The 24886-nt window shown below is 57.5% G+C and carries 29 protein-coding genes and 4 pseudogenes; 18 read left to right on the forward strand and 15 right to left on the reverse strand.

Annotated elements, in window-relative coordinates; genetic code table 11:
* The first annotated feature begins 109 nt into the window (after positions 1–109).
* Entirely contained in the window at positions 110–1009 is a 900-nt protein-coding gene (gene eamA / locus DR88_RS14725) for an O-acetylserine/cysteine exporter (protein ID WP_004143566.1), read from the forward strand.
* Between the two features lie 49 nt (positions 1010–1058).
* On the opposite strand, the gene marB is transcribed toward eamA, so the two are convergent.
* From marB to marR, 3 genes are read right to left on the reverse strand one after another with little or no spacing between them, the layout of a single operon-like run.
* Positions 1059–1277, reverse strand: a complete 219-nt coding sequence (gene marB / locus DR88_RS14720; protein WP_002904394.1) for a multiple antibiotic resistance protein MarB — start codon at positions 1275–1277, stop codon at positions 1059–1061.
* 40 nt (positions 1278–1317) lie between these two features.
* Positions 1318–1692 carry an MDR efflux pump AcrAB transcriptional activator MarA gene (gene marA, locus DR88_RS14715; RefSeq protein ID WP_002904397.1) on the reverse strand — a complete coding sequence of 125 codons (375 nt, stop codon included), beginning with the start codon at positions 1690–1692 and terminating at the stop codon, positions 1318–1320.
* Positions 1693–1712: 20 nt separating this feature from the next.
* Positions 1713–2147: a multiple antibiotic resistance transcriptional regulator MarR gene (gene marR, locus DR88_RS14710; protein ID WP_025862033.1), complete on the reverse strand. Its 435-nt coding sequence runs from the start codon at positions 2145–2147 to the stop codon at positions 1713–1715.
* Between the two features lie 89 nt (positions 2148–2236).
* Between marR and DR88_RS30665 the strand changes: the two genes are divergently transcribed.
* Together DR88_RS30665 and DR88_RS14705 are read left to right on the forward strand one after the other, a co-directional pair.
* On the forward strand, positions 2237–2365 hold the full coding sequence (locus tag DR88_RS30665; RefSeq protein ID WP_004217987.1) for a hypothetical protein: 129 nt from the start codon (positions 2237–2239) through the stop codon (positions 2363–2365).
* Between the two features lie 43 nt (positions 2366–2408).
* Positions 2409–3077, forward strand: coding sequence for a MarC family NAAT transporter (locus DR88_RS14705; RefSeq protein WP_032443880.1), 669 nt, complete (start codon positions 2409–2411; stop codon positions 3075–3077).
* 68 nt (positions 3078–3145) lie between these two features.
* Here the strand turns inward: DR88_RS14705 and DR88_RS14700 are convergent, their stop codons facing one another.
* Complete coding sequence (locus DR88_RS14700) at positions 3146–4342, reverse strand: sugar transporter (RefSeq protein WP_004148349.1); 1197 nt, start codon at positions 4340–4342, stop codon at positions 3146–3148.
* Positions 4343–4542: 200 nt separating this feature from the next.
* Between DR88_RS14700 and DR88_RS14695 the strand changes: the two genes are divergently transcribed.
* On the forward strand, positions 4543–5334 hold the full coding sequence (locus DR88_RS14695) for a PhzF family phenazine biosynthesis protein (RefSeq protein WP_021465467.1): 792 nt from the start codon (positions 4543–4545) through the stop codon (positions 5332–5334).
* A 63-nt stretch (positions 5335–5397) separates the two neighbouring features.
* Here the strand turns inward: DR88_RS14695 and DR88_RS0125760 are convergent.
* Positions 5398–5604: pseudogene (locus tag DR88_RS0125760) on the reverse strand (SDR family oxidoreductase); the annotation flags it as partial.
* On the opposite strand from DR88_RS0125760, the pseudogene DR88_RS29790 reads away from it, so the two are divergent.
* A pseudogene (locus tag DR88_RS29790) lies at positions 5573–5686 on the forward strand (DeoR/GlpR transcriptional regulator); the annotation flags it as partial. The pseudogenes DR88_RS0125760 and DR88_RS29790 overlap by 32 nt on opposite strands.
* Before the next feature lie 14 nt (positions 5687–5700).
* On the opposite strand, the gene DR88_RS14690 reads toward DR88_RS29790, so the two are convergent.
* The gene (locus DR88_RS14690; protein WP_002904491.1) at positions 5701–6645 is read right to left on the reverse strand and encodes an L-lactate dehydrogenase; all 945 of its coding nucleotides are present in this window, start codon (positions 6643–6645) and stop codon (positions 5701–5703) included.
* 144 nt (positions 6646–6789) lie between these two features.
* Here DR88_RS14690 and DR88_RS14685 point away from each other — a divergent pair, with 144 nt between their 5' ends.
* A complete protein-coding gene (locus DR88_RS14685; RefSeq protein WP_002904493.1) occupies positions 6790–7272 on the forward strand; it encodes a GNAT family N-acetyltransferase in 483 nt (160 codons plus the stop codon).
* Here the strand turns inward: DR88_RS14685 and ptrR are convergent.
* Positions 7226–8104 (reverse strand): putrescine utilization regulator PtrR, encoded by an 879-nt coding sequence (ptrR, locus tag DR88_RS14680; protein WP_004143535.1) that lies wholly within the window; start codon positions 8102–8104, stop codon positions 7226–7228. The two genes, DR88_RS14685 and ptrR, sit on opposite strands and share 47 nt — an antisense overlap.
* A gap of 101 nt (positions 8105–8205) precedes the next feature.
* On the opposite strand from ptrR, the gene sad reads away from it, so the two are divergent.
* From sad to DR88_RS14645, 7 genes are all read left to right on the forward strand, one after another.
* Positions 8206–9594 (forward strand): succinate-semialdehyde dehydrogenase, encoded by a 1389-nt coding sequence (gene sad / locus DR88_RS14675; protein ID WP_004179780.1) that lies wholly within the window; start codon positions 8206–8208, stop codon positions 9592–9594.
* Between the two features lie 59 nt (positions 9595–9653).
* Entirely contained in the window at positions 9654–10601 is a 948-nt protein-coding gene (glsB, locus tag DR88_RS14670; RefSeq protein WP_004143533.1) for a glutaminase B, read from the forward strand.
* Positions 10601–10969: a DUF4186 domain-containing protein gene (locus tag DR88_RS14665; RefSeq protein ID WP_002904598.1), complete on the forward strand. Its 369-nt coding sequence runs from the start codon at positions 10601–10603 to the stop codon at positions 10967–10969. The genes glsB and DR88_RS14665 overlap by 1 nt, the downstream gene beginning before the upstream one ends.
* Positions 10970–11083: 114 nt before the next feature.
* Positions 11084–12508 (forward strand): GGDEF domain-containing protein, encoded by a 1425-nt coding sequence (locus DR88_RS14660; RefSeq protein ID WP_004148352.1) that lies wholly within the window; start codon positions 11084–11086, stop codon positions 12506–12508.
* 77 nt (positions 12509–12585) lie between these two features.
* On the forward strand, positions 12586–13116 hold the full coding sequence (locus tag DR88_RS14655) for a GNAT family N-acetyltransferase (protein ID WP_002904601.1): 531 nt from the start codon (positions 12586–12588) through the stop codon (positions 13114–13116).
* Positions 13117–13229: 113 nt separating this feature from the next.
* Positions 13230–14681 (forward strand): tagaturonate reductase, encoded by a 1452-nt coding sequence (locus tag DR88_RS14650; protein WP_004148353.1) that lies wholly within the window; start codon positions 13230–13232, stop codon positions 14679–14681.
* 253 nt (positions 14682–14934) lie between these two features.
* Positions 14935–15381 carry a GNAT family N-acetyltransferase gene (locus DR88_RS14645; protein WP_025861914.1) on the forward strand — a complete coding sequence of 149 codons (447 nt, stop codon included), beginning with the start codon at positions 14935–14937 and terminating at the stop codon, positions 15379–15381.
* Positions 15382–15591: 210 nt separating this feature from the next.
* Here DR88_RS14645 and DR88_RS0125765 read toward each other — a convergent pair.
* Positions 15592–15777: pseudogene (locus tag DR88_RS0125765) on the reverse strand (tautomerase family protein); the annotation flags it as partial.
* A 173-nt stretch (positions 15778–15950) separates the two neighbouring features.
* Between DR88_RS0125765 and DR88_RS0125770 the strand changes: the two are divergent.
* The 3 genes and pseudogenes from DR88_RS0125770 to DR88_RS14635 all read left to right on the forward strand — a co-directional run bounded on the left by DR88_RS0125770 (position 15951) and on the right by DR88_RS14635 (position 17368).
* Positions 15951–16668 (forward strand): annotated as a pseudogene (locus tag DR88_RS0125770) (hypothetical protein).
* 4 nt (positions 16669–16672) lie between these two features.
* A complete protein-coding gene (locus DR88_RS14640) occupies positions 16673–16867 on the forward strand; it encodes a hypothetical protein (RefSeq protein ID WP_002904612.1) in 195 nt (64 codons plus the stop codon).
* A gap of 18 nt (positions 16868–16885) precedes the next feature.
* Positions 16886–17368 (forward strand): Hcp family type VI secretion system effector, encoded by a 483-nt coding sequence (locus DR88_RS14635; RefSeq protein ID WP_032443882.1) that lies wholly within the window; start codon positions 16886–16888, stop codon positions 17366–17368.
* Between the two features lie 48 nt (positions 17369–17416).
* On the opposite strand, the gene DR88_RS14630 is transcribed toward DR88_RS14635, so the two are convergent.
* The 6 genes from DR88_RS14630 to DR88_RS14605 form a co-directional block, all read right to left on the reverse strand.
* A complete protein-coding gene (locus tag DR88_RS14630) occupies positions 17417–17797 on the reverse strand; it encodes a tautomerase family protein (protein ID WP_023341532.1) in 381 nt (126 codons plus the stop codon).
* Entirely contained in the window at positions 17788–18108 is a 321-nt protein-coding gene (locus DR88_RS14625; protein WP_004143517.1) for a carboxymuconolactone decarboxylase family protein, read from the reverse strand. The genes DR88_RS14630 and DR88_RS14625 overlap by 10 nt, the downstream gene beginning before the upstream one ends.
* A gap of 160 nt (positions 18109–18268) precedes the next feature.
* Positions 18269–19030 (reverse strand): trans-aconitate 2-methyltransferase, encoded by a 762-nt coding sequence (gene tam / locus DR88_RS14620; RefSeq protein WP_025861915.1) that lies wholly within the window; start codon positions 19028–19030, stop codon positions 18269–18271.
* A 208-nt stretch (positions 19031–19238) separates the two neighbouring features.
* Positions 19239–19529 carry a hypothetical protein gene (locus DR88_RS14615; RefSeq protein WP_002904624.1) on the reverse strand — a complete coding sequence of 97 codons (291 nt, stop codon included), beginning with the start codon at positions 19527–19529 and terminating at the stop codon, positions 19239–19241.
* A 228-nt stretch (positions 19530–19757) separates the two neighbouring features.
* Positions 19758–20945, reverse strand: coding sequence for an MFS transporter (locus DR88_RS14610; protein WP_004148359.1), 1188 nt, complete (start codon positions 20943–20945; stop codon positions 19758–19760).
* 155 nt (positions 20946–21100) lie between these two features.
* Complete coding sequence (locus DR88_RS14605; RefSeq protein WP_021462571.1) at positions 21101–21523, reverse strand: VOC family protein; 423 nt, start codon at positions 21521–21523, stop codon at positions 21101–21103.
* 207 nt (positions 21524–21730) lie between these two features.
* Between DR88_RS14605 and DR88_RS14600 the strand changes: the two genes are divergently transcribed.
* Positions 21731–22888 carry a YbfB/YjiJ family MFS transporter gene (locus DR88_RS14600; RefSeq protein ID WP_004148360.1) on the forward strand — a complete coding sequence of 386 codons (1158 nt, stop codon included), beginning with the start codon at positions 21731–21733 and terminating at the stop codon, positions 22886–22888.
* Here the strand turns inward: DR88_RS14600 and DR88_RS14595 are convergent.
* Positions 22885–23730, reverse strand: coding sequence for a LysR family transcriptional regulator (locus DR88_RS14595; protein WP_025861917.1), 846 nt, complete (start codon positions 23728–23730; stop codon positions 22885–22887). The two genes, DR88_RS14600 and DR88_RS14595, sit on opposite strands and share 4 nt — an antisense overlap.
* A gap of 89 nt (positions 23731–23819) precedes the next feature.
* On the opposite strand from DR88_RS14595, the gene DR88_RS14590 reads away from it, so the two are divergent.
* Positions 23820–24878 (forward strand): NAD(P)H-dependent flavin oxidoreductase, encoded by a 1059-nt coding sequence (locus DR88_RS14590; protein WP_023285110.1) that lies wholly within the window; start codon positions 23820–23822, stop codon positions 24876–24878.
* Positions 24879–24886 lie beyond the last annotated feature (8 nt).

Below are 24886 nucleotides of genomic sequence, written 5' to 3' on the forward strand. Positions count from 1 at the left end.
CGACGGGCGCACTTCCGGGCCTGCCAAAAATAATGATCTATCCCGGCGGCCGCTTTTTCGCTACTTTGATTTTGTTCACAAAAATTCCAATAACGACAGAGGCAGGGGTATGACGAGGAAAGATGGACTACTGGCGCTGCTGGTAGTGGTGGTGTGGGGGCTTAACTTTGTGGTGATTAAGCTGGGGTTGCACAATATGCCGCCGCTGATGCTGGCGGGGCTGCGCTTTATGCTGGTCGCCTTCCCGGCGCTGCTGTTTGTCGCCCGGCCAGCTATTCCGCTGCGCCTGCTGCTGGGCTATGGCCTGACCATAAGTTTCGGTCAGTTCGCCTTTCTGTTCTGCGCTATCGGCCTGGGTATGCCGGCCGGGCTGGCCTCCCTTGTGCTGCAGGCGCAAGCCTTCTTCACCATCATCCTTGGCGCCTTCGTCTTTGGCGAACGTCTGCAGGGCAAGCAGCTGGCGGGGATCGCCCTGGCGATCTTTGGCGTGCTGGTGCTGGTGGAGGGCAGCCTTGGCGGGGAGCATGTGCCGCTGGTGGGCTTTATGCTGACCCTCGCGGCGGCGCTCAGCTGGGCCTGCGGCAATATTTTCAACAAGAAAATCATGTCCCAGGCGAGCCGGCCGCCAATCATGTCGCTGGTGGTCTGGAGCGCGCTGATCCCGGTGCTGCCGTTTATGCTGGCCTCATTGTTGATCGATGGCCCGCAGACCATGCTGGCGAGTCTGCAACACATCGATCTGCTAACGATACTGTCGCTGCTTTATCTGGCGTTTATCGCCACTATCGTCGGCTATGGCATCTGGGGATCGCTGCTGGGGCGGTATGAAACCTGGCGGGTGGCGCCGCTGTCGCTGCTGGTGCCGGTGGTGGGAATGGCCAGCGCTGCGCTGCTGCTCGGGGAGACGCTGAGCGGACTGCAGCTCACCGGGGCGGTGCTGATTATGGCCGGGCTCTACATTAATGTCTTTGGCTTACGTTTGGTGCGGCCTGGCATGGCGCGCGGATAAAAAAAAAGCCCCTGAGACGGGGCTATACACAATTATGCGTGTAATGGCATCACAGGTCGTGCTGCTGGTAGTACGGCACGCCAAGTTCGTCAGATTTATCATTACCAGCCGCCATATGATTGAAATCAAACGGCGAATCATTATGTTCTGAAGGGATAATCATTGTATCACGCTGGTTTTGACGCACCGGCGTGGTGTTTTGCTCCGCATAGCTGAGGCTGGAGGCCAGCGACAAGAGTACGATAGCTGCGGCAGCGAATAGTTTCATGATTTCCTCAATACGTCTTTTATAGTGCAGGCGATTAACATCAGTTATTTAGCGGATGTAGATAGCGGGATTCGCCAGGTACATTCGTTATGCGATACTTGTGGGGCGGAACATCGAAATAGTTCTTGAACGTTCGCGTCAGGGTCTGCTGCGACTCGAAACCATAGCGTTCCGCCAGGTACAGGATTGGCTCATTGCTCTGCTTGAGCTTCTGCGCAATCTCCGTCAGCTTGCGGCTGCGGATGTACTGGCCGAGGGAATGGCCGGTCTCTTTCTTAAACATACGTTGCAGGTGCCACTTAGAGTAACCGGAGCGCTCAGACACTTTTTCCAGCGACAGGGGCGATTCCAGGTTATCCTCGATCCACGACAAAATACTATGGATAGTGATGGCGTCATTATTACGTCTGGACATCATCTTACCTCTTCTTATTTTTACGGCAGGACCTTCTTGAGCAGTTGCTCAAGCATGGCGACTTCGTCCGCCGACAGATTTTTCGTTAACTCCTGGTGTAACTTCTGACCCACAACCTGATGACACTGCTCGCAAAGGGCTGCGCCGTCCGGCGTCAACTGCACCAGCACGCCGCGCTTGTCAGCGGGGTTGGGTAACCGTTCAATCCAGCTTTTGCACGCCAGGCGGTCGAGCATGCGCGTCATCGCGCCCGGGTCGACGGAAAGCACGGTTTTCAGCTCAACGGGGGTAATACATACTTCGCAACGAATGGAGCAGAGCACGCGAAACTGGGTCGCGGTAATATCCATAGGTGAGAGGTAGTCATTGAGCAGGCGATCTTTTTTCTGGTTAACCATCTGGATCAAGCGACCCAGCGGGATCATTTCATTAAACAGGTCGCTGGTACTTTTCATAATGGTTGCCCAGGCAAGTAATTAGTTGCAGGTGATACTATTGCCCAGGCAATCATAAGTCAACATTATGAATTGGCCGATGCCACGATTTGCTAAAATGGAAAAGTACGATGTGGGTCACTCTTTATGATTTTTCTAACGCTTGTTATTTTTTTGCAGAAGTGATTTATCAGCAGGCTGGCGTCAAATTTGTTGAAGCCGATATACTCACGGAATGAAACCATTCTTAAAAAATGAATATTAACGGGACTTTAATTAACTATGTTCGATTTGTTTAAAGCAATAGGGCTCGGCCTGGCGGTGCTTTTACCGCTGGCGAATCCACTCACAACCGTGGCGCTGTTCCTTGGCCTGGCCGGTAATATGAACAACGCCGAGCGTAATAAACAGGCGTTAATGGCATCGGTGTATGTCTTCGCCATCCTGATGGTGTCGTGGTATGCCGGTCAGGTGGTGATGAATACATTCGGCATATCAATACCTGGGCTGCGTATCGCCGGCGGATTGATTGTGGCCTTTATCGGTTTCAGCATGCTGTTTCCCCAGCAAAAAGCCCACGATTCGATGGAAGCGAAGATCAAATCGGAAGAACTGCAGGATGAACCGACCGCCAATATCGCCTTTGTGCCGCTGGCGATGCCAAGCACCGCCGGTCCGGGCACCATCGCGATGATTATTAGCTCCGCCTCGACCGTTAAGCACGGCGTGGACTTCCCGGAGTGGGTGGTGCTGGCGGCGCCGCCGATCATCTTTTTGCTGTTAGGGGTGATTCTGTGGGCTTGTCTGCGCAGTTCCGGCGCGATTATGCGTCTGGTTGGCAAAGGCGGCATCGAGGCCATCTCGCGACTGATGGGCTTTCTGCTGGTCTGCATGGGCGTGCAGTTTATTATTAACGGCGTGCTGGAGATCATTTCGACCTGGCATCCCTGACCGCCCGCGATGCGCAGAGAAAAAAAGCCCGCCGGCGCGATACCGGCGGGCTTTTTTGTGCGACGGAATCAGGAGTGGTGCGGCTGATGGTCTTCCAGCGATACCGGCCAGCGACGGAATATCATCAGCGACCAGACCAGCGCGACCAGCGCCGGAATGGCGCCGACGTAGCCGACGGAGGCCATGGAAAGATGCAGACTCACCTGGCTGCCGACCAGCGCCCCGGCGCCTATGCCGATATTAAAGATGCCCGAGAACAGAGACATGGCGACGTCGGTGGCATCCGGAGCGGAGGCCAGCACTTTCACCTGCATGCCGAGACCGATAATCATGATCGCCACCCCCCAGAAGATGCTGAGCAGCATCAGGTGCTGCGGGTTATGCGAGGCCGGCAGCAGCAGCAGGCAGGCGAGCAGCAGGGCAATCGCCAGGCTTATCAGCCCCGACGCGTGCTGGTTACCGAGCTTACCGAACAGAATGCTGCCGATAATACCGGCCCCGCCAAGGATCAGCAGCAGTACGGTGGCAAAGTTGCCGCTCAGGCCCGCTACCGTCTGGACAAAGGGCTCGATATAGCTGTAGGCGGTATAATGAGCGGTCACCACCACCACGGTCAGAATGTACACGCTGACCAGCGCCGGGCGGCGGAACAGCACCGGCAGGCTTTTCAGCGAGCCAGAATGTTCGCTCGGTAGGGTCGGCAGCAGTTTTACGAGGCAGGCCAGGGTGGCTAACGCGCCGAGGCCGATCGCCAGGAAGGTCATCCGCCAGCCAAAATACTGGCCGATAATGCGCCCGATCGGAATACCAAACACCATCGCCAGCGCGGTACCGGTGGCGATCAGGCTCAGCGCCTGCGCCCGTTTGCCCGGCGGGGCCATGCGGATGGCCAGTGCCGACGTTATCGACCAGAACACTGCATGCGCAAAGGCGATACCAATGCGGCTGATCACCAGCACGTCAAAATTCCAGGCAAAAAACGACAGGACGTGGCTGGCGATAAACAGAATAAACAGGCCGATAAGCAGGCGCCGGCGCTCCACTTTGCTGGTCAGCAGCATAAACGGCAGCGACATTAACGCCACCACCCATGCGTAGATGGTCAGCATCATGCCCACCTGGGCGGTTTCCATGCCGAAGCTGTCGGCAATATCTGACAACAGACCGACCGGGGCAAACTCTGTGGTGTTAAAAATAAACGCGGCGATGGCCAACGTCACGACACGTAGCCACGCTACCTTGCGTGAGACCGTATTCGTAGTCATAAGCTCTGGACTGGTGATTCAGGGAAAGATGTGACGCTGATCTTAAAACGATTGTTGGCGAAAAGACAATCATTTTGTGATCTGTGTCTCATTTCATTGCAAGGGGCTGACCGCGGTTAAGCGATTAATTTTGCTATGGATAGTGTCAAGGGGGCGCTTTTATGTCATGTTGAAGGAAAGAAAAAAAGTAAGGACAGGGTATGCAGGAAATTCAATTTTATCTGGTCGATGCTTTCAGCGATAAAAACTTTGGCGGCAATGCCGCGGCTGTCTGCCCGCTCAGCGAGTGGTTAGCCGACGATGTGCTCCTGAAAATGGCCCAGCAGCATAATCAATCCGAAACGGCTTTCTTTGTCCGTACCGACGAGGGCTATGAGCTGCGCTGGTTTACCACACTCGCTGAGATCAATCTCTGCGGCCACGCGACCCTCGCCGCTGCGCACGTTATTTTCGAATATCTCGACCATCCTTCGGCGACAATTCTCTTTAGCACCCGTTTTGTTGGTGAGCTGCGGGTCACCCGTAATGGCGACTGGCTGACGCTCGATTTCCCGGCGTGGTCGACCTCCCCGGTGCAAAACCCGCCGGCGGATCTGCTGACCGGGTTGGGACTCGAGGCCGCCGTTGAAGTTCGGGAAGGGCGCGATTATCTGGTGGTGCTGGCGGATCGCCAGCAGGTTGAAGCGGTGCGACCGGATATGGCGCGGCTGCGAACGCTTGGCAAAATGATCTGCGTCAGCGCGCCGGATGAAGAGTATGACTTTGTCAGCCGCTTCTTCTGCCCGGGAGAAGGGGTGCCGGAAGATCCGGTCACCGGCTCCGCCCATAGCATGCTGATCCCCTGGTGGGGCGAAAAGCTGGGGAAAACCACCATGATGGCGCGCCAGGTCTCCGCTCGCGGCGGCGACCTGCGCTGCCAGTGGCAGGGCGACCGTGTGCTGATTAGCGGCCAGGCCACCACCTATATGCGCGGAACGGTTTACCTGCGTTAATCATGGCCCCCGCGTCGCCCCGGAGAGCGGCAATCTACTTCCGCTCCCCGGGGCGACATAGCATTAGCCCAGCGATGCGCCGCCACACATCACCAGCTCCTGTCCGGTCATCGCCGATGCGCCCTCGCTCAGCAACCAGCTCACCAGAGAGACCACTTCCTGCGGAGTAATCAGTCGCCCAAGCGGCGGAAGCCGCGGCGGGGAACTTTCTCTGCCTGGCTGATGAAGCATCGGCGTATCGGTTGCGCCGGGGGCCACGACGTTGACCGATATCGTCACCGACGCCCACCTGCCGGATAAAACCCGCGAGGCGCTGGAGACCCTTTCCCCGCAGCTGATCATTGCCGACTGACTCGCAGGCTGCCGTCAGGGCAGACGGGCGATATTGGCCTTGATCACCGCGATCGACTGGCTGAACTTCGCCTGCTCTTCGCCGGCCAGCTGCAGTTCAATGATCTGCTTCACGCCACCCTGGGCCAGCACCGCCGGCACCCCAGCCGCCGCGCCGCTGACCCCGTACTCGCCGTCAAGAATGCAGGAGACCGCCAGCGCGCGGTGGCTGCCGGTGAAGATATTGCGGCAGATCTCGGCGATGGTCCCTGCCACGCCATATTCGGTGCAGCCTTTACCCGCATAGATCTCAAATCCCAGCTTGCGCACTTTGTCAGCCATCGCCTCGCGATCGAGCGGCAGGCCGGTGCGCTGCTGGTAGAGGTCGGCGATTGGCGTGCCATATACCGAGGAGTGCGACCACACCGGAAACTGGGTATCGCCATGCTCGCCGAGGATAAAGGCGTCGATGCTCTGGGCGCCAATCTCCAGTTCCTGCGCCAGCAGGCGACGCAGGCGGGTGGTATCCAGCCAGACGCCGGTGCCCAGCACCTGGCTGCGCGGCAGGCCGGAAAGCTGCCATACCTGCCAGGTGATGATGTCGCAGGGGTTGGTGGCCACCAGAAAGATGCCGTTAAATCCGTTGGCCATCATCGTCGGCACAATGCTCTTCACAATCTTCGCGGTGGAGGTCAGTTCATCCAGCCGGCTCTGGCCGGGGCGCAGCGCGCCGCCGGAGACGGTGATCACCGCGATATCGACATCGGCGCAGTCGCTGGCCTCGCGGGTGGAGATGGTCATCATCCCCGGCAGGTAGGCCGCGGCGTCGCTCAGGTCCTGAGCGTGGGCCTCAGCGCGCTGTTGGTTAAGGTCGACGAGGATCAGCTCCTCGCAAATGCTCTGGTTGAGCAGGGCGTAGGCCGCCGACGCGCCGACATTGCCGGCGCCAATAATCATCACTTTACGGGCTTTGGTGTGCATATTCAGATCTCAAGTACGAACGGCAGGGGATAAAATTACTGTGTTTCAGTGGGTTAGCGCAATAGGCGGGCGGCAATATAAGTTAATGCTATGTCGGGAAAAGCCGCCGGCCGCGCTACAGTGGGGTAAAAAAGGAGCTCACCTATGTACACCATTACCGACATCGCCCCTACCGACGCCGAATTTATCGCCCTGATTGCCGCCCTCGACGCCTGGCAGGAGACCCTCTACCCGGCGGAGAGCAACCACCTGCTGGACCTTAGCCAGCTGCCGCCGCAGACGGTCATCGCCCTGGCGATCCGCAGCCCGCAGGGCGAGGCCGTTGGCTGCGGGGCTATTGTCCTCAGTGAGGAAGGCTTTGGCGAGATGAAGCGGGTCTATATCGATCCCCAGCACCGCGGCCAGCAGCTGGGAGAAAAGCTGCTGGCGGCGCTGGAAGCGAAAGCGCGTCAGCGCGACTGCCATACCCTGCGCCTGGAGACCGGTATCCATCAGCATGCGGCCATCGCCCTCTACACGCGCAACGGCTACCAGACCCGCTGCGCGTTTGCGCCGTATCAACCCGATCCGCTCAGCGTGTTTATGGAGAAACCACTGTTTGCCGATCTTCGTTCAGCAGCGCTATAAACGCCTCCAGCTGGCGGGTTTTGGCGCCCCGGCGCCACACCAGCCAGGTGGTGAGCCAGCGCCACTCTTCGGCCAGCGGCCAGGCGGAAACCTGCTGATGGCCGGGCATACTCTCCAGCATGCTGCGCGGGATCAACGCCAGGCCGGCGCCGGCGATGACGCAGGCCAGCATCCCGTGGTAAGACTCCATCTCGTGGATCCTGCCCGGGGTCGCTCTGTCGGCATGAAACCAGCTCTCAAAATGCCGGCGATAGGAACAGTTGGCGCGAAAGGCGTAGACGTTGGCCCCGTTCACTTCGCTGGCGCGGGTGATGGGTGCGTGGCCGTAGGGGGCGACGATCATCATCTCTTCAGGGAACACCGGCAGCCCCTCCAGGCCCGGATGCACCAGCGGGCCGTCGACAAACGCGGCGCTCAGGGCGCCTTCCAGTACGCCGTCGATCATCGTCCCGGAAGGGCCGGTTGAGAGCGCCAGATGAATTTTCGGGTAGCGCTGATTAAAGTGGGCCAGAGTGCTGGGGATCCGTACCGCCGCGGTGCTCTCCAGCGAACCAAGTGAAAACAGCCCCTGGGGTTCGTCGCCCGCCACCACCATTCGCGCCTCGTCCACCAGGGCGAGGATCTGCTGGCTATAGCGCAAAAAGCTGTGTCCCGCAGGCGACAGGCGCAGGCGCTGGTTCTCGCGGATAAACAGCTCAACGCCGAGGTCGGCCTCCAGCTGGCGGATGCGGGTGGTGAGGTTGGACGGCACGCGATGCACTCTCTGCGCCGCCTGGGTAATGCTGCCGGTGCTGGCGACAGCGTTAAACATCTCTAGCTGAGTCAGGTCCATGATATTCTTCTTTTGTGAATGTGTTGCTTAATATTATTCATTTTCAATGAATGGAAAGGTAAGCCAGAATACGGACACTTCGCAAGCAACGAGAGAGAATAATGATGAATTTATCTGCAACGCACGCCGTCTCCGTCAATCCGACTACCGGTGAGGTGGTCTCCTCGCTGCCGTGGGCCAGCGAACGCGAGGTCGACGCGGCCATCGCGCTCGCCGCGGCGGGCTATCGCCAGTGGCGTCAGACGCCGCTTGCCGACCGCGCCGACGCCCTGCGCCGCATCGGGGCCGCGCTGCGCGCCCGTGGCGAAGAGGTGGCCCAGATGATCACCCTTGAGATGGGCAAGCCGATCGCTCAGGCGCGCGGCGAGGTGGCGAAATCGGCCAACCTCTGCGACTGGTACGCTGAACACGGCCCGGCGATGCTGGCGACGGAAGCTACCCTGGTGGAAAATAACCAGGCGGTAATTGAGTATCGTCCACTGGGCGCCATACTGGCGGTGATGCCGTGGAACTTCCCGGTCTGGCAGGTGATGCGCGGCGCGGTGCCGATCCTGCTGGCCGGCAACAGCTATCTGCTGAAGCATGCCCCGAACGTGATGGGCAGCGCCCGTCTGCTGGGCGAAATTTTTGCCGCCGCCGGCCTGCCGGATGGTGTATTTGGTTGGGTGAACGCCACCAATGACGGCGTTTCGCAGATTATCAATGACGACCGCATCGCGGCGGTGACCGTCACCGGCAGCGTCCGCGCCGGGAAGGCGATTGGCGCCCAGGCGGGCGCGGCGCTGAAGAAATGCGTGCTTGAGCTTGGGGGATCCGATCCCTTTATCGTGCTCAACGATGCCGATCTCGATGAAGCGGTGAAAGCCGCCGTCACCGGCCGCTATCAGAACAGCGGCCAGGTGTGTGCGGCGTCGAAACGCTTTATTCTCGAAGCCGGCATTGCCGAGGCCTTCACCCGCAAATTTGTCGACGCCGTGGCGGCGCTGAAGATGGGCGACCCGCGCGATGAGCAAAACTACGTCGGACCGATGGCGCGGTTCGATTTACGCGATGAACTGCACCAGCAGGTAACGGCGACCCTTGATGAAGGAGCGACTCTGCTGCTGGGCGCGGAAAAAATCGAAGGGGCGGGCAACTACTATGCGCCAACGGTGCTGGGCAACGTCACCGCCGGGATGACCGGCTTTCGTCAGGAGCTGTTTGGTCCGGTAGCAACCCTGACCACCGCTCGCGACGCTGACCATGCACTGGCCCTCGCCAACGACAGCGAGTTTGGCCTGTCCGCCACGGTCTATACCACCGACGAGGCGCAGGCCCAGCGCTTTGCCCGCGAGCTGGAGTGCGGCGGCGTCTTCCTCAATGGCTACTGCGCCAGCGACGCCCGCGTGGCCTTCGGCGGCGTGAAGAAGAGCGGTTTTGGCCGCGAGCTGTCGCATTTTGGCCTGCACGAGTTCTGTAATGCGCAGACCGTCTGGAAAGACCGTCGCTAATCAACGTTAGCCCCTGACGACCGTCGTCCACGTCTGCTATACTCGCCCACCGAATTTTGATGGTGGGCAAGGAGCCGCGTGTGGCGACGGTTATCAATAATGCAATGCTGGAAGCCATTCTGGCAGAAATCAGGCCGCTGATTGGCCGCGGAAAAGTGGCGGATTATATTCCGGCGCTGGCCAGCGTCAGCGGCGACAAGCTTGGTATCGCGATCAGTACGGTGGACGGTCAGCACTTTGCCGCTGGCGATGCCCATGAACGTTTTTCCATCCAGTCAATCTCCAAGGTATTGAGCCTGGTGGTGGCCATGAACCACTATCAGGAGGAGGAAATCTGGCAGCGGGTGGGGAAAGATCCTTCCGGCCAGCCCTTTAACTCGCTTCTGCAGCTGGAGATCGAGCAGGGCAAACCGCGCAACCCGTTTATCAACGCCGGGGCACTGGTGGTCTGCGACATGCTGCAGAGCCGGCTCAGCGCCCCGCGTCAGCGGATGCTGGAGATTGTCCGCCGTCTGAGCGGCGTGGCCGATATCGCCTACGATCCGGTGGTGGCTCGCTCAGAGTTTGAGCATTCGGCGCGCAACGCCGCCATCGCCTGGCTGATGAAATCCTTTGGTAACTTCCATAACGACGTCGCCACCGTGCTGCAGAACTATTTCCACTACTGTTCGCTGGAGATGAGCTGCGTTGAGCTGGCGCGAACCTTTCTGTTTCTCGCCGACCGCGGCATTGCCCCGCATCTCGACGCGCCGGTTATTGCGCCCATCCAGTCCCGCCAGGTGAATGCCCTGATGATGACCAGCGGCATGTACCAGAACGCCGGTGAATTCGCCTGGCGCGTTGGCCTGCCGGCGAAATCGGGCGTCGGCGGCGGGATCGTGGCGATTGTCCCGCAGGAGATGGCGATCGCCGTGTGGAGCCCGGAGCTTGACGACGCCGGGAACTCGCTGGCCGGCGTGGCGATGCTGGAAAAACTAACTCAGCGGATGGGGAGGTCGGTGTTCTGATGGTCGATCAGGATCGCTTGTTTGCGCGCCTGGCGCGCTCGACGTTTCGCTCACGCTTCCGTCTGGGGGGGAAAGAGCGGCAATATTGTCTCGATAAGGGACCGGAGGTCATTGATCGGCATGCCGCAGACTTTATTCGCCAGCGGCTGGCGCCCGCTGCGCCGATCAATGATGGCAAGCAGACGCCGATGCGCGGTCACCCGGTGTTTATCGCCCAGCACGCGACCGCTACCTGCTGTCGCGGTTGCCTGGAAAAATGGCATGCCATTCCCCATGGCCGCGCGCTGAGCGAGCCGGAGCAGGACTATATCGTGCAGGTCATCCACCGCTGGCTGGTGCTACAAATGAATGCGCCGTCTGTGCGCTAATTTGCATTTGATCGGCGCCGGAGTATGCCTGATAAATATTCTCATGTTATGATAATCCGCTAACTAACTATTAACATAATAATTTCCTGAAACAATTAGACGGATAATTACTGAATGTCTTCACTGTCGATTCGGTCATTTACGCTGTTTCGTGAAGAACAACCCGTGCGCGATGCATTGGTCTTATTTACGTTAACGCTACTGCTGCATTTTCTTGGCGCTATGCTGCGTCTGGTGCAGGAGCTCTCTTTCTTCTGGCCGCTCAATGCAGTGATGGCCGGGATTTTTGCACGCTATGTATGGCTTAACCGCAGCTATTTTTATGCCGTCTGTTTTGCAGCAATGCTGGTCTATGACGGATTAACCTCGCGCTGGGGAATGGGCTTTGCCTCATTGCTGATTAACTTTTCCAATATTGTCTTTATTGTGACGCTGGCGCAGCTGGTGCTGTGGGATAAACGTCGCGCCGACTCCATGCCGGGCCCGATAAACGCGCTTAATTTATTCTGTTTCTGCCTGTTAGCCGCCTTACTGTGCGCAGCGGTCGGCGCGCTGGGGTCGGTGGATGTTGAACGCGCCACCTTCGTTCCCCAGCTGGCGGACTGGTTTAGCGAACAGTTCTCAACGGCGGTATTAATCCTGCCCTTTATTCTGACCCTGACGCTGCCTTCGGCATTAAGCGGTTTTCGCTTTCGCCAGCTGCTGCCAGTGCTGGCGCTGGTCCTGTCAATTGCGCTTGGCGTGGCGGTAGGCGGCGCGGGCAGCATTACCTTCCCGTTACCGGCTTTGATCTGGTGCGCTGTACGCTATCCGCTGCCGCTGACCTGTCTGCTGACTTTTCTCACTGGCATCGGCGAAATACTGCTGGTCGCTAATTCGTTAATTCACTTTTCGCCAGATGCGCGAATGCAGCCGTGGCAGCTGTTCTCCACCCGCCTCGGAATTGCCGCCATGCTGATTAGCCCGGTGATTGTAGCATCCAGTGTCGAAGCGATTAACACGCTGGTGAAGCAGCTGGCCCTGCGCGCCGATTTTGACTTTCAGACCCGCGTCTATTCCCGTTCCGGACTGAGCGAAGCGTTGAAGCGTCAGACGCTGCCGGCGGATAAGCTGCTGACGGTGATGGTGCTGGATATCGATGGCTTCAAACGGGTGAATGATGCTCTGGGCCATGAAGGCGGCGATTGCGTGCTGACCCAGTTTGCCCAGCAGGTTCGACAGCTGGTGGGTGAGCAGGGGATGGTGGCCCGTATCGGCGGCGAAGAGTTTGCGGTGGCCGCCGTCGTCGACAGCGCCCAGCAGGGCTATTTGCTGGCGGAAAAGATCCGTCACGGGGTGGAGTCGCAGCCTTTCGGCCTGGGCCAGAACCCGATCCACCTGACCATCAGTCTGGGACTGGAGACGCGCGAGGTAGGCCACGCCCGCATCACCGAGCTGTTTAACCAGCTGCTGTTGGCGGCGGACGATGAGATGGTGAAAGCCAAACAGAGCGGTCGTAACCAAATTTGTATGCCGACGCTGACCGAAAGCGCGCCATAAGAAAATCCTATCGGGATCCTACTTGTGCTAATTTTTGGTTAAAAACATAGTGATGTGGTCGATAACAGGGAGCTTTTATGACCACATCCTTTTCACTGCGCACGCTCTCGCGTGACGATATTCTCCATCACCTCCCGGCATTAAGCGAGATCCTGGCAAGCTGTGTCAACGGCGGCGCCTCGGTGAGCTTTATGCTGCCTTTCGCGCCGCAAACGGCGATAACGTTCTGGCAACGCACTGCCGACAGCGTGGCGGCCGGGGAGCGCATTGTGCTGGCCGCCTTCGACGCGGAGGAACGTCCCGTTGGCACCGTGCAACTTATCACCAGTCAACCGGAAAACCAGCCCCATCGAGCGGATGTCGCCAAATTATTGGTTCACCAAAATGTCCGCCGCCAGGGGATCGCCCAGGCGTTGATGAGCGAGCTGGAGCGCATTGCCCGGCGGGAAAGGAAGACGGTGCTGGTGCTGGACACGGCGACCGGCAGCGGGGCGGAACAGTTCTATGCCCGCTGCGGCTGGGAAAAAGTGGGGGAAATTCCGCGCTATGCGCTGATGCCCGACGGCGAAATGACTGCCACCTCACTATTCTATAAGTTTCTGCCCTGACGGCCGCTATTGCAGATTGCTTTGATCAAAACAGGGTTTCACTGGTAGCAAAACCTGATAACTTATTGGACCAATTACTCAGGTTGTATGACTACTATTAGAGGGAACCCATTGTGAAAACTTTAAACCGTCGTGATTTCCCCGGCGCGCAGTACCCTGACCGTATCATCCAGTTTGGGGAAGGTAACTTCCTGCGCGCATTCGTTGACTGGCAGATCGACCTGCTCAACGAGCATACCGACCTGAATGCGGGCATCGTGGTCGTGCGGCCTATCGCCACAGATTTTCCGCCTTCGCTGAACACCCAGGATGGCCTGTACACGACTATTATTCGCGGCCTGAACGAGCAGGGCGAAGCGGTCAGCGATGCGCGTCTTATCCGCTCGGTCAACCGGGAGATCAGCGCTTACGCAGACTTCGACGCTTTTTTACGCCTGGCGCATAACCCGGAGATGCGGTTTGTCTTCTCCAACACCACCGAGGCGGGCATCAGCTACCATGCCGGGGATCGGTTTGACGACGCGCCGCCGGTCAGTTATCCGGCGAAACTGACCCGTCTGTTGTTTGAGCGTTACCAGCATTTCGCCGGTGCGGCCGACAAGGGATGGGTGATTATTCCCTGCGAGCTGATCGATTATAACGGCGAGGCGCTGCAGGCGCTGGTGCTGCGCTATGCTAGCGAATGGGAACTGCCGCAGGCATTTATCACCTGGCTGACCTCAGCGAATACCTTCTGTTCGACGCTGGTGGATCGCATTGTGACCGGCTATCCGCGTGATGAAGTGGCGGCTCTCGAGGCGCAGACCGGCTATAAAGATGCTTTCCTTGATACCGCTGAGCATTTCTACCTGTTCGTTATCCAGGGACCTGCCTCGCTGGAGGCCGAGCTGCGTCTCGATAAACTGCCGCTGAATGTGCGCATTGTGGACGATATCAAGCCGTATAAAGAGCGCAAAGTGGCGATCCTCAACGGGGCGCACACCGCGCTGGTGCCGGTGGCCTTCCAGGCCGGGATCGACACCGTGGGTGAGGCGATGAACGATGCGGAGATTTGCGCGTTTGTCGAAAAGGCGATTTATGACGAGATTATTCCGGTGCTGGATCTGCCGCGCGATGAGCTGGTGTCATTCGCCAGCGCCGTGACAGGGCGCTTCCGTAATCCCTATATTAAACATCAGCTGCTCTCGATTGCGCTCAACGGCATGACCAAGTACCGCACCCGTATTCTGCCGCAGCTGCTGGCGGGGCAGAAAGCGCATGGCGCGCTGCCGCCGCGTCTGACCTTTGCCCTGGCGGCGCTGATCGCCTTTTACCGGGGAGAGCGGGAGGGTGAGAGCTATCCAGTACAGGATGACGCCGACTGGATATCGCGCTATCAAACGCTGTGGGCCCGCCATCGCGATGGCCAGATGAGCACTCGCGAGCTGGTCACCGCCGTGCTCAGCGTGGCGGATCACTGGCAGCAGGATCTGAGCCAGATCCCGGGGCTGGTGGAGCTGGTGACTGCCGACCTTGACGCTATCCTGACCTGCGGTATGCGCGACGCCGTCAAACCTCTTTGCTGATAGTCCATCTATACACCCGGCTGCGGCCGGGTTGTGCAGGATTTTTATTAGTTACAACATACTATTATACTAACCTATAACAGCCGGTCAGTGGCTCCTCTGCATACGGCTTTTTAGTGCCAAATCGTTCCGAACAGCAGGAGAATTATGGCCGAAGCGCTTGAACAAATATCTGCGCAGGAAAATAATGGCCTCAACTCATATCTCCTGCCAATATTCGCAGGCTAATGCATTCATCTGTAAGGAAACTCTCATGGTCATCGATATCCGGGAAGTACGGCCCCACGACAAAGCCGAATGGCTTCAGCTTTGGCAAGGCTACACTCGTTTTTACGGTAGCCCGCAGCCGGAAGAGGTGACCGAATGCACCTGGCAGCGGATGCTGGATGTAAACTCGTCTGTATTGGGTAGAGTCGCGGTGGTGGATGATGCGGTGGTCGGCTTCGCTATCTGTGTTCTTCATGAGGGAACCTGGGTTACCACGCCGATCTGCTATCTGGAGGATTTGTTTGTCGATCCCGCCTTCCGTGGACAGGGTATTGCCAGAACCATGATTAAGTCGCTGCTAAGCGAAGGGGCGGACAAAGGCTGGTCGCGGCTGTACTGGCATACGCGCCGTGATAATCCCGCCCGTCATCTGTATGATGAGTTTACCCCGGCTGACGATTACGTACGCTACAGGATCACGCTTGAGTCCTGAAGCGGTAAGAGGTTGTTAAGCTTTTCCCGCTATAACAGGGGAAACAGGCTCAGGAGAAGCAACGATGGAAAAACGTCTTGAAACAGTGGTCAATGTGATTATGTTTCTTTCGCTATTGGCAACGGCCTGGGATCTCTCGCTGGTGCATCATCTCGCGTGGTAGTAAATTATATCATCTGAAACGCGGCGCCTCTTGCGGCGCCGCCTGTCTCATTCATCCGCCATCTTCCCTGGGCTAAAACTCCAGTCCTCCAGTTGGTTAAACTGGATAACCACCATCACGTCCTGCGGGCTGACCGCCATCTCATCGTCTAACCGTGCGCAGAGCCGACGATAGAGTCCTTGTTTCTGCGCCCGGCTGCGCGGTTTTCCAGCGAAAATATGAAACAATACGAAGTAATAGCTAACCGAGATATTTTAAACCGGGCAGGGTGCGAGGGAATATAAACAAAAGAGTAGAGTCAATATTACTATCAAGGCCATCGTTTTATAAGTATATTGAAAGGCCAGATGATCATAAGAAATATGTGCCGGAACAATGAATGATCTAATAAAGGAAGGATCTAATTATGTATTATAGGAATTTCATCATTACCTCAATCGAGGCGGAGCGTATTCTGGCCATGAAATTTGATGAAGCATTTGCTGGAGTAAAAAAGAATGTTATTGATACACTGAATCAAATGGGAAATGGTATAACCCGTGCTTCGTATTATACTTCCTGCTTAATGGATAATTATCAGGATGTTTGTTCTAAGTTAAAGCAAGAGGACACAAGATTTATTGCAGGGCTGGCGCAGTTAGTTAAAAGCCGTGATATCATTTTCCAAATGATTAAAATATATATAGAAACCTACTTTCAAAATAAAAAAAGAAGAAAAAGCTCAATATATTCTCAAGAAGCTTGTCGGCGCGGGAGTTTACATATCATCTTCAGGATTAACTAATCGTATTTTAATAATGGCAGTAGCAACCATGATTTGCCAGACTTCCAGGTTTAATACTGTTGTATATGGGCGTATCAACAGGGCAAGGTCATTAGTCCTTAAAGGGAGTGTAACTGCTACCGCAGTGGTATTAAACGTGTATGGATTGATTCAGGATGCCGCTAATAGCGCTGACAATTTGAAAATGCATAATTCATTTTATTACAATGCGTTATACGCTAACCATCTGGAGATGATGTACTTTCTCATCGAACCTGTCATCGCAGGCGTTCCTTATTTAAATCCGATGATTATTTCTGATGATGAACTTGCTGAATTACTTATTCAATTAATGAGGTGAATGGATGGATTTCTTGAAAAGATGGTTAAAAGAAGAATTCATTCTTTTTTTATGGGGATGGGGTATTGTATTATTAATCATTATATTTAGCATGATTGCAGTCTCTCTTTTTCCTGACATTGCCATTAACTTAATAGGACTTTTTGTTTTATTAATCATTGGGTTTCACGTTGTCGTTTGGTTTAAAGTTAAAAACTGATATGAAAGAGGAGGGGTAATGTCAAATCCAGCATATTTATGGTTAACTGATGAGAATGATTCGCCTATTATAGGTTCTTGCCTGATGCCCACACGCACGGGTTCCATCGAATTGCGCGCAGTGAATCATCATGTTTGGTTACCTACCGATAATAATACAGGAAAGCTGACGGGAACCCGTCTTCATACACCGGTTAAAATTCAAAAAGAGTTTGACAGAACAACACCTTTGCTATTTAGGGCTCTTTGTGAAGGTCGAACATTAAGATCGGCAACGCTAAAAATGTACAGAATAAATGAGGCGGGACTGGAGGTTGAATATTTTAACATAGCGATGGCGAATATTAAGATTACGACAATCACACCAAATTTACATCCGGCCGGAATGACAAGTACTCACCTTGAAGACATTGATTTCCGTTATGAGACGATCACCTGGATATACACAGAAGGGAACATCATGTATCGTGATTCATGGAACGATCGCTGTTGTGCATGGTAGCAAATGATATAGTGCTGAAACGCGGCGCCTCTTGCGGCGCCGCCTGTCTCATTCATCCGCCATCTTCCCTGCGCTAAAACTCCAGTCCTCCAGTTGGTTAAACTGGATAACCACCATCACGTCCTGCGGGCTGACCGCCATCTCGTCGTCTAACCGCGCGCAGAGCCGACGATAGAGTCCCTCTTTCTGCGCCCGGCTGCGCGGTTTTCCGGCGAAAATATGAAACAGCACGAAGCGGGCGCTGCGTCCTTCGCTGAGGTAGTGCGGGTCGTAAATGCGCTGCTCATCGGCGGCCCGTTCGATAAACTGAAATCTATCTGCTGACGGAACGTCGAACTCCGCCACCAGACACTCATGAAAGAGCGCCGACAATTGAGCAAACTCCGCGGGACGCCAGGCGGTGCCAAGCGAAATTCGGGTCAGGGGCATGACGCCTCCTGCGCGTTCAGGCAGGTCAGGGCGCTGGCCGCCGCCGGCCAACCGGCATAGAACGCCAGATGGGTAAACAATTCGACAATTTCTTCCCGGCTCAGGCCATTCTGATAGCCGAGCGCGATGTGCCACGGCAGCTGTTCAGTTTTGCCCTGCGCCGTCAGGGCGGAAAGGGTGATCAGGCTGCGTTCGCGGGGCGACAGCTCGCTCCGCGCCCAGATATCGCCAAACAGCACCGTTTCGGTCAGCTCGGCTAGCTTTGGCGCGATAGCAGCCAGCGTTCGGCGATCGACAGGAGGAGTACTCATAGTGATTCTCTTTGCAGGTTAAAGGAGTCATCACTGTCGCACGCTGACTAAGATATTGAATATCGCAACGTTCAGGATTATCAATCCTGAAAATCAGGATGGTATAGCCGATCCTTTACACCTTTCATCACTCCGCTTTTCTGCCCACCTATACCAACGGTCAGGCGGCGATCTTTCGCGCCACGATAAACAGCCGTGGGAAACGCAGGAGCACCTTCCCGTTACACTGTAACGGATAGTGTGCGGCCAGCAATGCGAAATAGCGTGTGAGAAACGCGCTTCCGGCCTGCTCGTCCAGGCCTGCCAGATAGGGGCGTAACCCGGTGCCCTGCAGCCAGTCGACAATCGCCTGATGAGAAGCAAGGGGATGAAAATAGGTGGTGCGCCAGATATCAACTTCGCAACCCTGGCGGCTGAGCAGATCGTACCAGGCGGCGGGCGGGAGTAACGGCTGGCGTCCACGGTCCGGCAACCCCATCTCGCTGGCAACCTGACGCATCAGGGTATGGGAAGGTTCCTGCCAGTTATCCGGCATCTGCACTGCCAGCGTTCCGTTGTCCGCCAGCTGGTTTACCAGATGGGGGAAAAGCGTCTCATGATCCGTCAGCCACTGCAGAGAGGCGTTGGCATAGATCACATCTGGCGGTTGCGCAGGCCGCCAGCGGGCAATATCGGCATCAATGAATTCGCAGTCGGGTAAGGCCTGCGCCGCCTGGACCAGCATGGCCGGGGAGTTATCGATACCGACGATCGTCGCCAACGGCCAGGCGGCGCGTAGCAGGCGGGTGCTGTTTCCCGGCCCGCAGCCGAGGTCGACGGCGTGCTCGACCTGCAGATGGGCAATACGCGAGAGCAGGTCGGCCGCGGGGCGGGTACGTTCAGCGTCAAATTGCAGATACAACGAAGGATTCCAGTCGGCCATCGGGTGCAGTTCCTGTGTGAGGAGGGAGACAGGGTAAAGCATAGAACGCGTCAGGCGGCATGTCAGCGGTTAATGAACCTCAGCGGTCACCTTTGTGCGTGACAGTGTCACAAAATAGAACGTGGCTGGATTCCGCCTGCGCTGTTGGCCGAACCTGGGATTGAGACATGGCAGGGAACGTCTCTGCGCCCGTGGCGGGCGCAGGAGCCTATTCGGCGTTTTTGAGCGCCTCGGCGCGGCTGGCGGTGGCGTAGACAAAATCCAGCATCGGCTCGAGATCGGTGTCATAGCCAGCCTGAATAATTTTTCCTCGCAGCCATTCGATTTCACTGGTGATATCGGGAGGAAAAATGTTGTTATCCTGCGCCCGGCGCAGCCATTTCAGCAGAAAGTTATTCTTTCCCCTGATACCACCCGCTTTTTTCGATTTTCCGTGCATCTTCAGCGCGACCAGGACGCAGTAATAGAAATGAACGCGCTGATTAAAACTTTGGTGCATGTCTGTGTTTCCCGCCAGAATCAGGAATTCACCGTGTGGGTCAGTGATTCGGATTGGACTACGGTACCGGGCTGGATCGTTGCGCGAACTCTGTTGTCTACCAGTACCGTCCATGCATCTGTTGCCAGACGCTGACGGGATGTTGGCACGGAAGCCGAATCGTCGTCAATTGCCGATTCATTTTTTGCCGGCGTCATCGGACCGCGGCGGCCCCCGAGCCGGGCCACACTACTCTCTGGCGACAAGCCGCTGTTGCCGATGTACGCGGAAAATCAGCAGGAATGCGAGCGCCACCACGATCGCCGCCAGCAGATACAGCGTGGCGAGATCGTAGAACCCGGCGACCCAGCCGGCCAGCGGCCCGGTCAGGCCCAGCGCCAGATCAAGAAACGCCGAGTAGGTGCCGAGGGCGGTCCCCTGATTTTGCTCTTCCACCTGTTTTACCGCCTCAACTCCTAAAGCCGGAAAGACCAGCGAGAAACCCGAACCGGTGAGAAAGGCGCCGACGCCGGCCATCCATGCTGATGGCGCCAGCCAGATAAGCAGCAGGCCGAGACTTTCGATGATGAAGCAGGCCAGGGAGACCGGGACTCCGCCAAAGCGGGTAATGGTATTTCCCAGCACCAGGCGAACGCAGATAAAGCCGACGCTGAACAGCGAAAGGGTAAACGCGGCGCCCTGCCAGCTATGCGCGGCGAAGTAGAGGGTGATAAAGGTGGCGATAACGCCGAAACCGACGGTGCCAAAGGCCAGCCCCAGGCCGTAAGGCCAGATTTTTCGCACCACCGAGTGAAAGGGCGCTCTGGCGCCGGCGATCACCTTGACGTCCTGGCGGGTACGAGCGAACAGCAGACCGATGGCCGCGACCAGCACTACCACCGTAGCAAAGCCGCTGATGCCAAAATAGTGATTGAGGGTAACTCCCAGCGGCGCCCCGACCGCCATCGCCACATAGGTCGCCACGCCGTTCCAGGAGATAACCCGTGACGTGTGGATCGCGCCGACGGTTTTGATCCCCCACAGGGTGGAGCCGGTGGCGGTAAAGCTCTCGCCGACGCCGAGAAACACCCGGCCCGCCAGCAGCGCGGCAATGGCCAGCATCGGCGTTGCCTGCAGGACTACCGCCAGTAGCGTGAAGGCGCCACTGAGCAGGCAGCAGACGATCCCAAGGCTGACCACTTTTTTCGGCCCCCAGATATCGGTATAGCGCCCGGCGTGCGGCCGGCTTACCAGCGTCGATATGTACTGCAGACTGATCACAATTCCGGCCACAAAGGTGCTGTAGCCCAGCTGATAGTGAATATAGCCCGGCAGTACGGCCAGCGGCAGACCAATGGAGAGATAGCAGATACAGGTAAAAACAACGATCGAAATAATGCGCAAATTGAGTTGTGTAGTGCTGACGGAAGTGCTCATAGGGATAAGAGGTTAATACAACGGGATGTGTAGCATAGCGCGCCGTGAGGACGCTGGCGAGGCGCGACAGCGTTTTATCGGTAACCGACGGGAACGATATTTATACGAATGTAAATAACCGCTTTTACAGCGCTTAACGCCCGCCTCGCTCAGCGTCAGCTCGCCGCCATACCCGACGAATCACACACCATGCCCCAGGCGCGGTTTTGCAATACCGTGCGGTAGCCGTCCCGGTCGACGAAAGTGACGCCATTGACCTCCCAGTAAGGGTTAAACGCCGTAACGCGCAGAAATCCGGCGGCGTCCATGGCTGCGCACTGTGCCTCCCATGCCGCCTGCTGCGGATAGTACAGCACCAGCAGATCTTCATCGCCTGCCGAGGGGGTGACGGGATGGTGGCGGCAGTGGGTGAATTCCAGATGCCAGCCCGCTTCGGGCGCGCCGAGCATTATCCCGCTGAATCCTTCATGATCGGTAAAGCTGCCGAGCTGCTCGAGTCCCAGCCCGGCGCAATACATGCTGGCGGTGGTGTCCAGTTCGCTGACCGGCCTGGCAATGCGCATATGACAGAACGACATAATGACTCCCGTGAGCATAAGTTGAGTTGATACTGTACCGGTAAATCGGCCCGGCGTGTGTTAAGCCGTGCCCAGGCGCCACCTTCTCTCTGTAAATACCATAGCGGATTAACATCCACCTTGCGCCAACAATACCTCTTCATCATAATAAAAAAAGAACTATAAAATATTATTGTTCTTAAATTGAGAAACATTGTGGGGTGGTGGATGAATAACCAATCGCGCCAGGCCTTATGGCTGGCACTGGCTGGATCGATAGTACTGATGATCGGCATGGGCTATGGGCGCTTTGCCTTCACCGGCGTGCTGCCGCTTATGCTTAATGAAGGTCTGTTAACCCTGCACGAGGGCAATCTCGCCGCGTCGGCCAATTACGCTGGCTATCTGGTCGGTGCGTTGCTGCTGGCGCGGGTGCAGCCTGGGGCCGCCACCCGACTGAGCATTATCTCCGCCGGGTTGACCATCGCCAGCCTGGCGCTGCTGGCCTGGGTGAGCTCGCCGTGGATCATTATTACGCTGCGCGCCGTCGCCGGCGCGCTGAGCGCGATAACGCTGATTGCAGGTTCGCTGTGGCTGCTGGAACATATGGGGCATCATCACGGGGCGCCGTTGCTGTATGCCGGGGTGGGGCTGGGGATATTTATCTCCGCGGAGGGGATCGCCCTTGGACATGCCCTGAACCTCACCAGCCAGCAGATCTGGCTGCTCTGCGCATTATGCGCCGGTCTGCTGCTGGCGCTGGCGATCCGTTGGCTGCTGACTCCGCCGGCTGCACTGGTGCGGGCTTCCCATGTTGAAACCTCCTCGCCTGCGTCCGGGAGCGATACCCGTCGCGCGGCGTGGCGACTCTTGATGGTTTACGGTCTGGCGGGCTTCGGCTATATCATCACCGCCACTTATCTGCCGTTGTTTCTGTCCGGTTCGCTGCAGAGCGTTGACCCGGTCCATCTGTGGGCGCTGTTTGGTCTGGCGGCCGCGCCGTCCTGCCTCATCTGGCATAAGCTGGTGCTAAAGTGGGGATACCGGCAAGCGCTGACCCGCAACCTGCTCGTCCAGGCGCTTGGCGTGATCCTTCCAGCCTGCAGCGCTTCATTGCTGTTTTGCGTGCTAAGCGCGCTTTTGGTGGGCTTTACCTTTATGGGCACCGTAACCATTGCGCTACCGAAGGCGAAAAGTCTCAGCCATCAGGTGAGCTTCAATATGATTGCCGCGATGACTGCACTGTACGGTGTGGGACAGATTGCCGGGCCGCTTATCGCCGGCGCGCTGTATCAGATCGCGGCTTCATTTAACCCGGCGCTCTATGCCGCGGCGCTGGCGCTGCTGATTGCCGCAGGGCTGGTCTTTACCGAACGCCAGGCTTAGCCAATCGCCACGCTTTGCAGCAGCTTGCGCCACTCGCTCAGGGCGGGGGCGCTCAAGCCGCTGCGCCAGATAAGCTGGGTGGTCGCCTCGCACAGCGGTTCGCTAAGGCAGTTTTCGGGAAGCGTCATCAGCGACAGCACGCTCTCCGGCAGCAGGCAGGCGTAGCGCCCGGACGCCACGCAGGCAAGCATGCTGTGATAGGAATTGACCTCATGCACCTCGACAGCCGCCTGCTGTTCCGCCAGCCAGCGTTCTCCCAGCGCGCGGTAGCTGCAGCCGCTGGCAAATGCCGCGAACCGCAGCGGACCCGGGGTCTGCGGACGGACCAGCATCAGGGTTTCATAAAACACCGGGGTGAATGCCAGCTCGGCGGGACAGGCCGGTTGCCCATCGGCCCCTGGCGGCAAGCAGACCAGCGCGGCATCAAGGGCGGCGGTTAACACCCCCTCGGTTAACTGGCGGGTCGGTTGGGTGATGAGGGTGATATCCACCTGTGGGCACTGCTGTTGGAAGCGGGTAAGCAGCGGCGGCAGCCGGCTGGCGGCGGTCGCCTCCATCGCGCCCAGACGCAGACTGCCGCCTGGGGTTGTCGGATGCAGAGCCTGCTTTGCCTCTTCCGCCAGGCTCAGGATCCGCCGGGCATAGCTGAGAAACTGCACGCCTGCCGGGGACAACACCATTTTTTTGTTGCCGCGAACGAAGAGCTCAACGGCAAGCTCCTCTTCCAACTGCTGAATGCGGGTCGTGATATTGGACTGTGCGCGGCCCAGCCGTTTTGCTGCCTGGGTGACGCTCTGCGTTTCTGCCACCTGAATGAAGATCTCGAGTGTGCTGTGGTTCATATTTTTCTTCTCAATACGATAATAATGTTGATCTTACCATCTTTAAAGGAGATGGTAAGCCTCCAGCATCGTTAATGCATGAGGAAACCATGAGCAACCCGCTGCTTTCGCTTCTTGATATTGATTATCCCCTGATTCAGGCCCCGATGGCGGGCGTCTCCACCCCCGCGCTGGCTGCCGCGGTAAGTAATGCCGGTGCGCTGGGCTCGCTGGGGCTGGGCGCTTCAACCGTTGCCCAGGCGGAAGCGATGATAGTCGCCACCCGCCAGCTGACGGACCGCCCGTTCAATGTCAATCTGTTCTGCCATGCGCCGCCCCGGCGCGACGCCCGGCGGGAAGCCGACTGGGCAACAACATTACGTCCCCATTTTGCCCGCTATGGCAGTACGCCACCGGATTCGTTAAGCGAGATATACCAGACATTTGTCGGTCATGCGCCGATGCTGGAGCTGCTTCTCGACATCTCGCCGGCGGTGGTGAGCTTTCATTTTGGTCTTCCTGAAGGTGAGACGATCCAGCGTCTGCGGCGGCAGGGGATCGTTACCCTGGCGACGGCAACCTCGCTCCAGGAGGCGCTGCTGATTGAACAGCAGGGGATCGACGTGGTGGTCGCTCAGGGCTATGAGGCGGGTGGGCACCGGGGGATCTTTGCTCCGCAGGCGCCTGACGCGCAGCTGAGCACCTTCACCCTGGTGCAACTTCTGCGGCGTCGACTAACCATCCCGGTGGTGGCCGCCGGGGGCATCATGGACGGAGCGGGGATCGCCAGCGTGATGCAGTTGGGGGCGCAGGGTGTACAGCTCGGTACGGCGTTTTTACTGTGTCCGGAATCGGCCGCCGACGCCGGCTACCGCGCGGCGATCCACAACAGCCTTGACGGGCGTACGGTGCTGACCTCCGCGATATCCGGGCGTCCGGCACGCTGTCTGGCGAATGCCTTCTGTGCGCTGGGGGAAGGCTATCCGGCGAGCGCCGTGCCGGATTATCCGCTGGCGTATGATATCGGCAAAGCGCTGGCCGCCGCCGCGAAAGCCCAGGGCGTCCATGAGTATGGCGCCCACTGGGCCGGGCAGGGGGTGGGGTTGATCCGCGAGTGTGACGCCGCCACTCTGGTCCGCCAGCTGGCGGCAGAGAGCGGCTGGAACTAATGACTGAC

The organism is Klebsiella pneumoniae (assembly GCF_000742135.1).
Classification (GTDB): domain Bacteria; phylum Pseudomonadota; class Gammaproteobacteria; order Enterobacterales; family Enterobacteriaceae; genus Klebsiella; species Klebsiella pneumoniae.

Coding starts and splice junctions, on each gene's coding strand:
- DR88_RS14610 (WP_004148359.1), bottom strand. CDS start 20,945: ATGAGCACTTCCGTCAGCACTACACAACTCAATTTGCGCATTATTTCG.
- DR88_RS14695 (WP_021465467.1), top strand. CDS start 4,543: ATGCAGGAAATTCAATTTTATCTGGTCGATGCTTTCAGCGATAAAAAC.
- marA (WP_002904397.1), bottom strand. CDS start 1,692: ATGTCCAGACGTAATAATGACGCCATCACTATCCATAGTATTTTGTCG.
- DR88_RS14590 (WP_023285110.1), top strand. CDS start 23,820: ATGAGCAACCCGCTGCTTTCGCTTCTTGATATTGATTATCCCCTGATT.
- DR88_RS14705 (WP_032443880.1), top strand. CDS start 2,409: ATGTTCGATTTGTTTAAAGCAATAGGGCTCGGCCTGGCGGTGCTTTTA.
- glsB (WP_004143533.1), top strand. CDS start 9,654: ATGGTGGGCAAGGAGCCGCGTGTGGCGACGGTTATCAATAATGCAATG.
- DR88_RS14595 (WP_025861917.1), bottom strand. CDS start 23,730: ATGAACCACAGCACACTCGAGATCTTCATTCAGGTGGCAGAAACGCAG.
- DR88_RS14690 (WP_002904491.1), bottom strand. CDS start 6,645: ATGCACACCAAAGCCCGTAAAGTGATGATTATTGGCGCCGGCAATGTC.
- eamA (WP_004143566.1), top strand. CDS start 110: ATGACGAGGAAAGATGGACTACTGGCGCTGCTGGTAGTGGTGGTGTGG.
- DR88_RS14635 (WP_032443882.1), top strand. CDS start 16,886: ATGTCAAATCCAGCATATTTATGGTTAACTGATGAGAATGATTCGCCT.
- DR88_RS14615 (WP_002904624.1), bottom strand. CDS start 19,529: ATGCACCAAAGTTTTAATCAGCGCGTTCATTTCTATTACTGCGTCCTG.
- ptrR (WP_004143535.1), bottom strand. CDS start 8,104: ATGGACCTGACTCAGCTAGAGATGTTTAACGCTGTCGCCAGCACCGGC.
- DR88_RS14600 (WP_004148360.1), top strand. CDS start 21,731: ATGAATAACCAATCGCGCCAGGCCTTATGGCTGGCACTGGCTGGATCG.
- DR88_RS14640 (WP_002904612.1), top strand. CDS start 16,673: ATGGATTTCTTGAAAAGATGGTTAAAAGAAGAATTCATTCTTTTTTTA.
- DR88_RS14665 (WP_002904598.1), top strand. CDS start 10,601: ATGGTCGATCAGGATCGCTTGTTTGCGCGCCTGGCGCGCTCGACGTTT.
- marR (WP_025862033.1), bottom strand. CDS start 2,147: ATGAAAAGTACCAGCGACCTGTTTAATGAAATGATCCCGCTGGGTCGC.
- marB (WP_002904394.1), bottom strand. CDS start 1,277: ATGAAACTATTCGCTGCCGCAGCTATCGTACTCTTGTCGCTGGCCTCC.
- sad (WP_004179780.1), top strand. CDS start 8,206: ATGATGAATTTATCTGCAACGCACGCCGTCTCCGTCAATCCGACTACC.
- DR88_RS14625 (WP_004143517.1), bottom strand. CDS start 18,108: ATGAGTACTCCTCCTGTCGATCGCCGAACGCTGGCTGCTATCGCGCCA.
- DR88_RS14685 (WP_002904493.1), top strand. CDS start 6,790: ATGTACACCATTACCGACATCGCCCCTACCGACGCCGAATTTATCGCC.
- DR88_RS14605 (WP_021462571.1), bottom strand. CDS start 21,523: ATGTCGTTCTGTCATATGCGCATTGCCAGGCCGGTCAGCGAACTGGAC.
- DR88_RS14660 (WP_004148352.1), top strand. CDS start 11,084: ATGTCTTCACTGTCGATTCGGTCATTTACGCTGTTTCGTGAAGAACAA.
- DR88_RS14645 (WP_025861914.1), top strand. CDS start 14,935: ATGGTCATCGATATCCGGGAAGTACGGCCCCACGACAAAGCCGAATGG.
- DR88_RS14700 (WP_004148349.1), bottom strand. CDS start 4,342: ATGACTACGAATACGGTCTCACGCAAGGTAGCGTGGCTACGTGTCGTG.
- tam (WP_025861915.1), bottom strand. CDS start 19,030: ATGGCCGACTGGAATCCTTCGTTGTATCTGCAATTTGACGCTGAACGT.
- DR88_RS14630 (WP_023341532.1), bottom strand. CDS start 17,797: ATGCCCCTGACCCGAATTTCGCTTGGCACCGCCTGGCGTCCCGCGGAG.
- DR88_RS14655 (WP_002904601.1), top strand. CDS start 12,586: ATGACCACATCCTTTTCACTGCGCACGCTCTCGCGTGACGATATTCTC.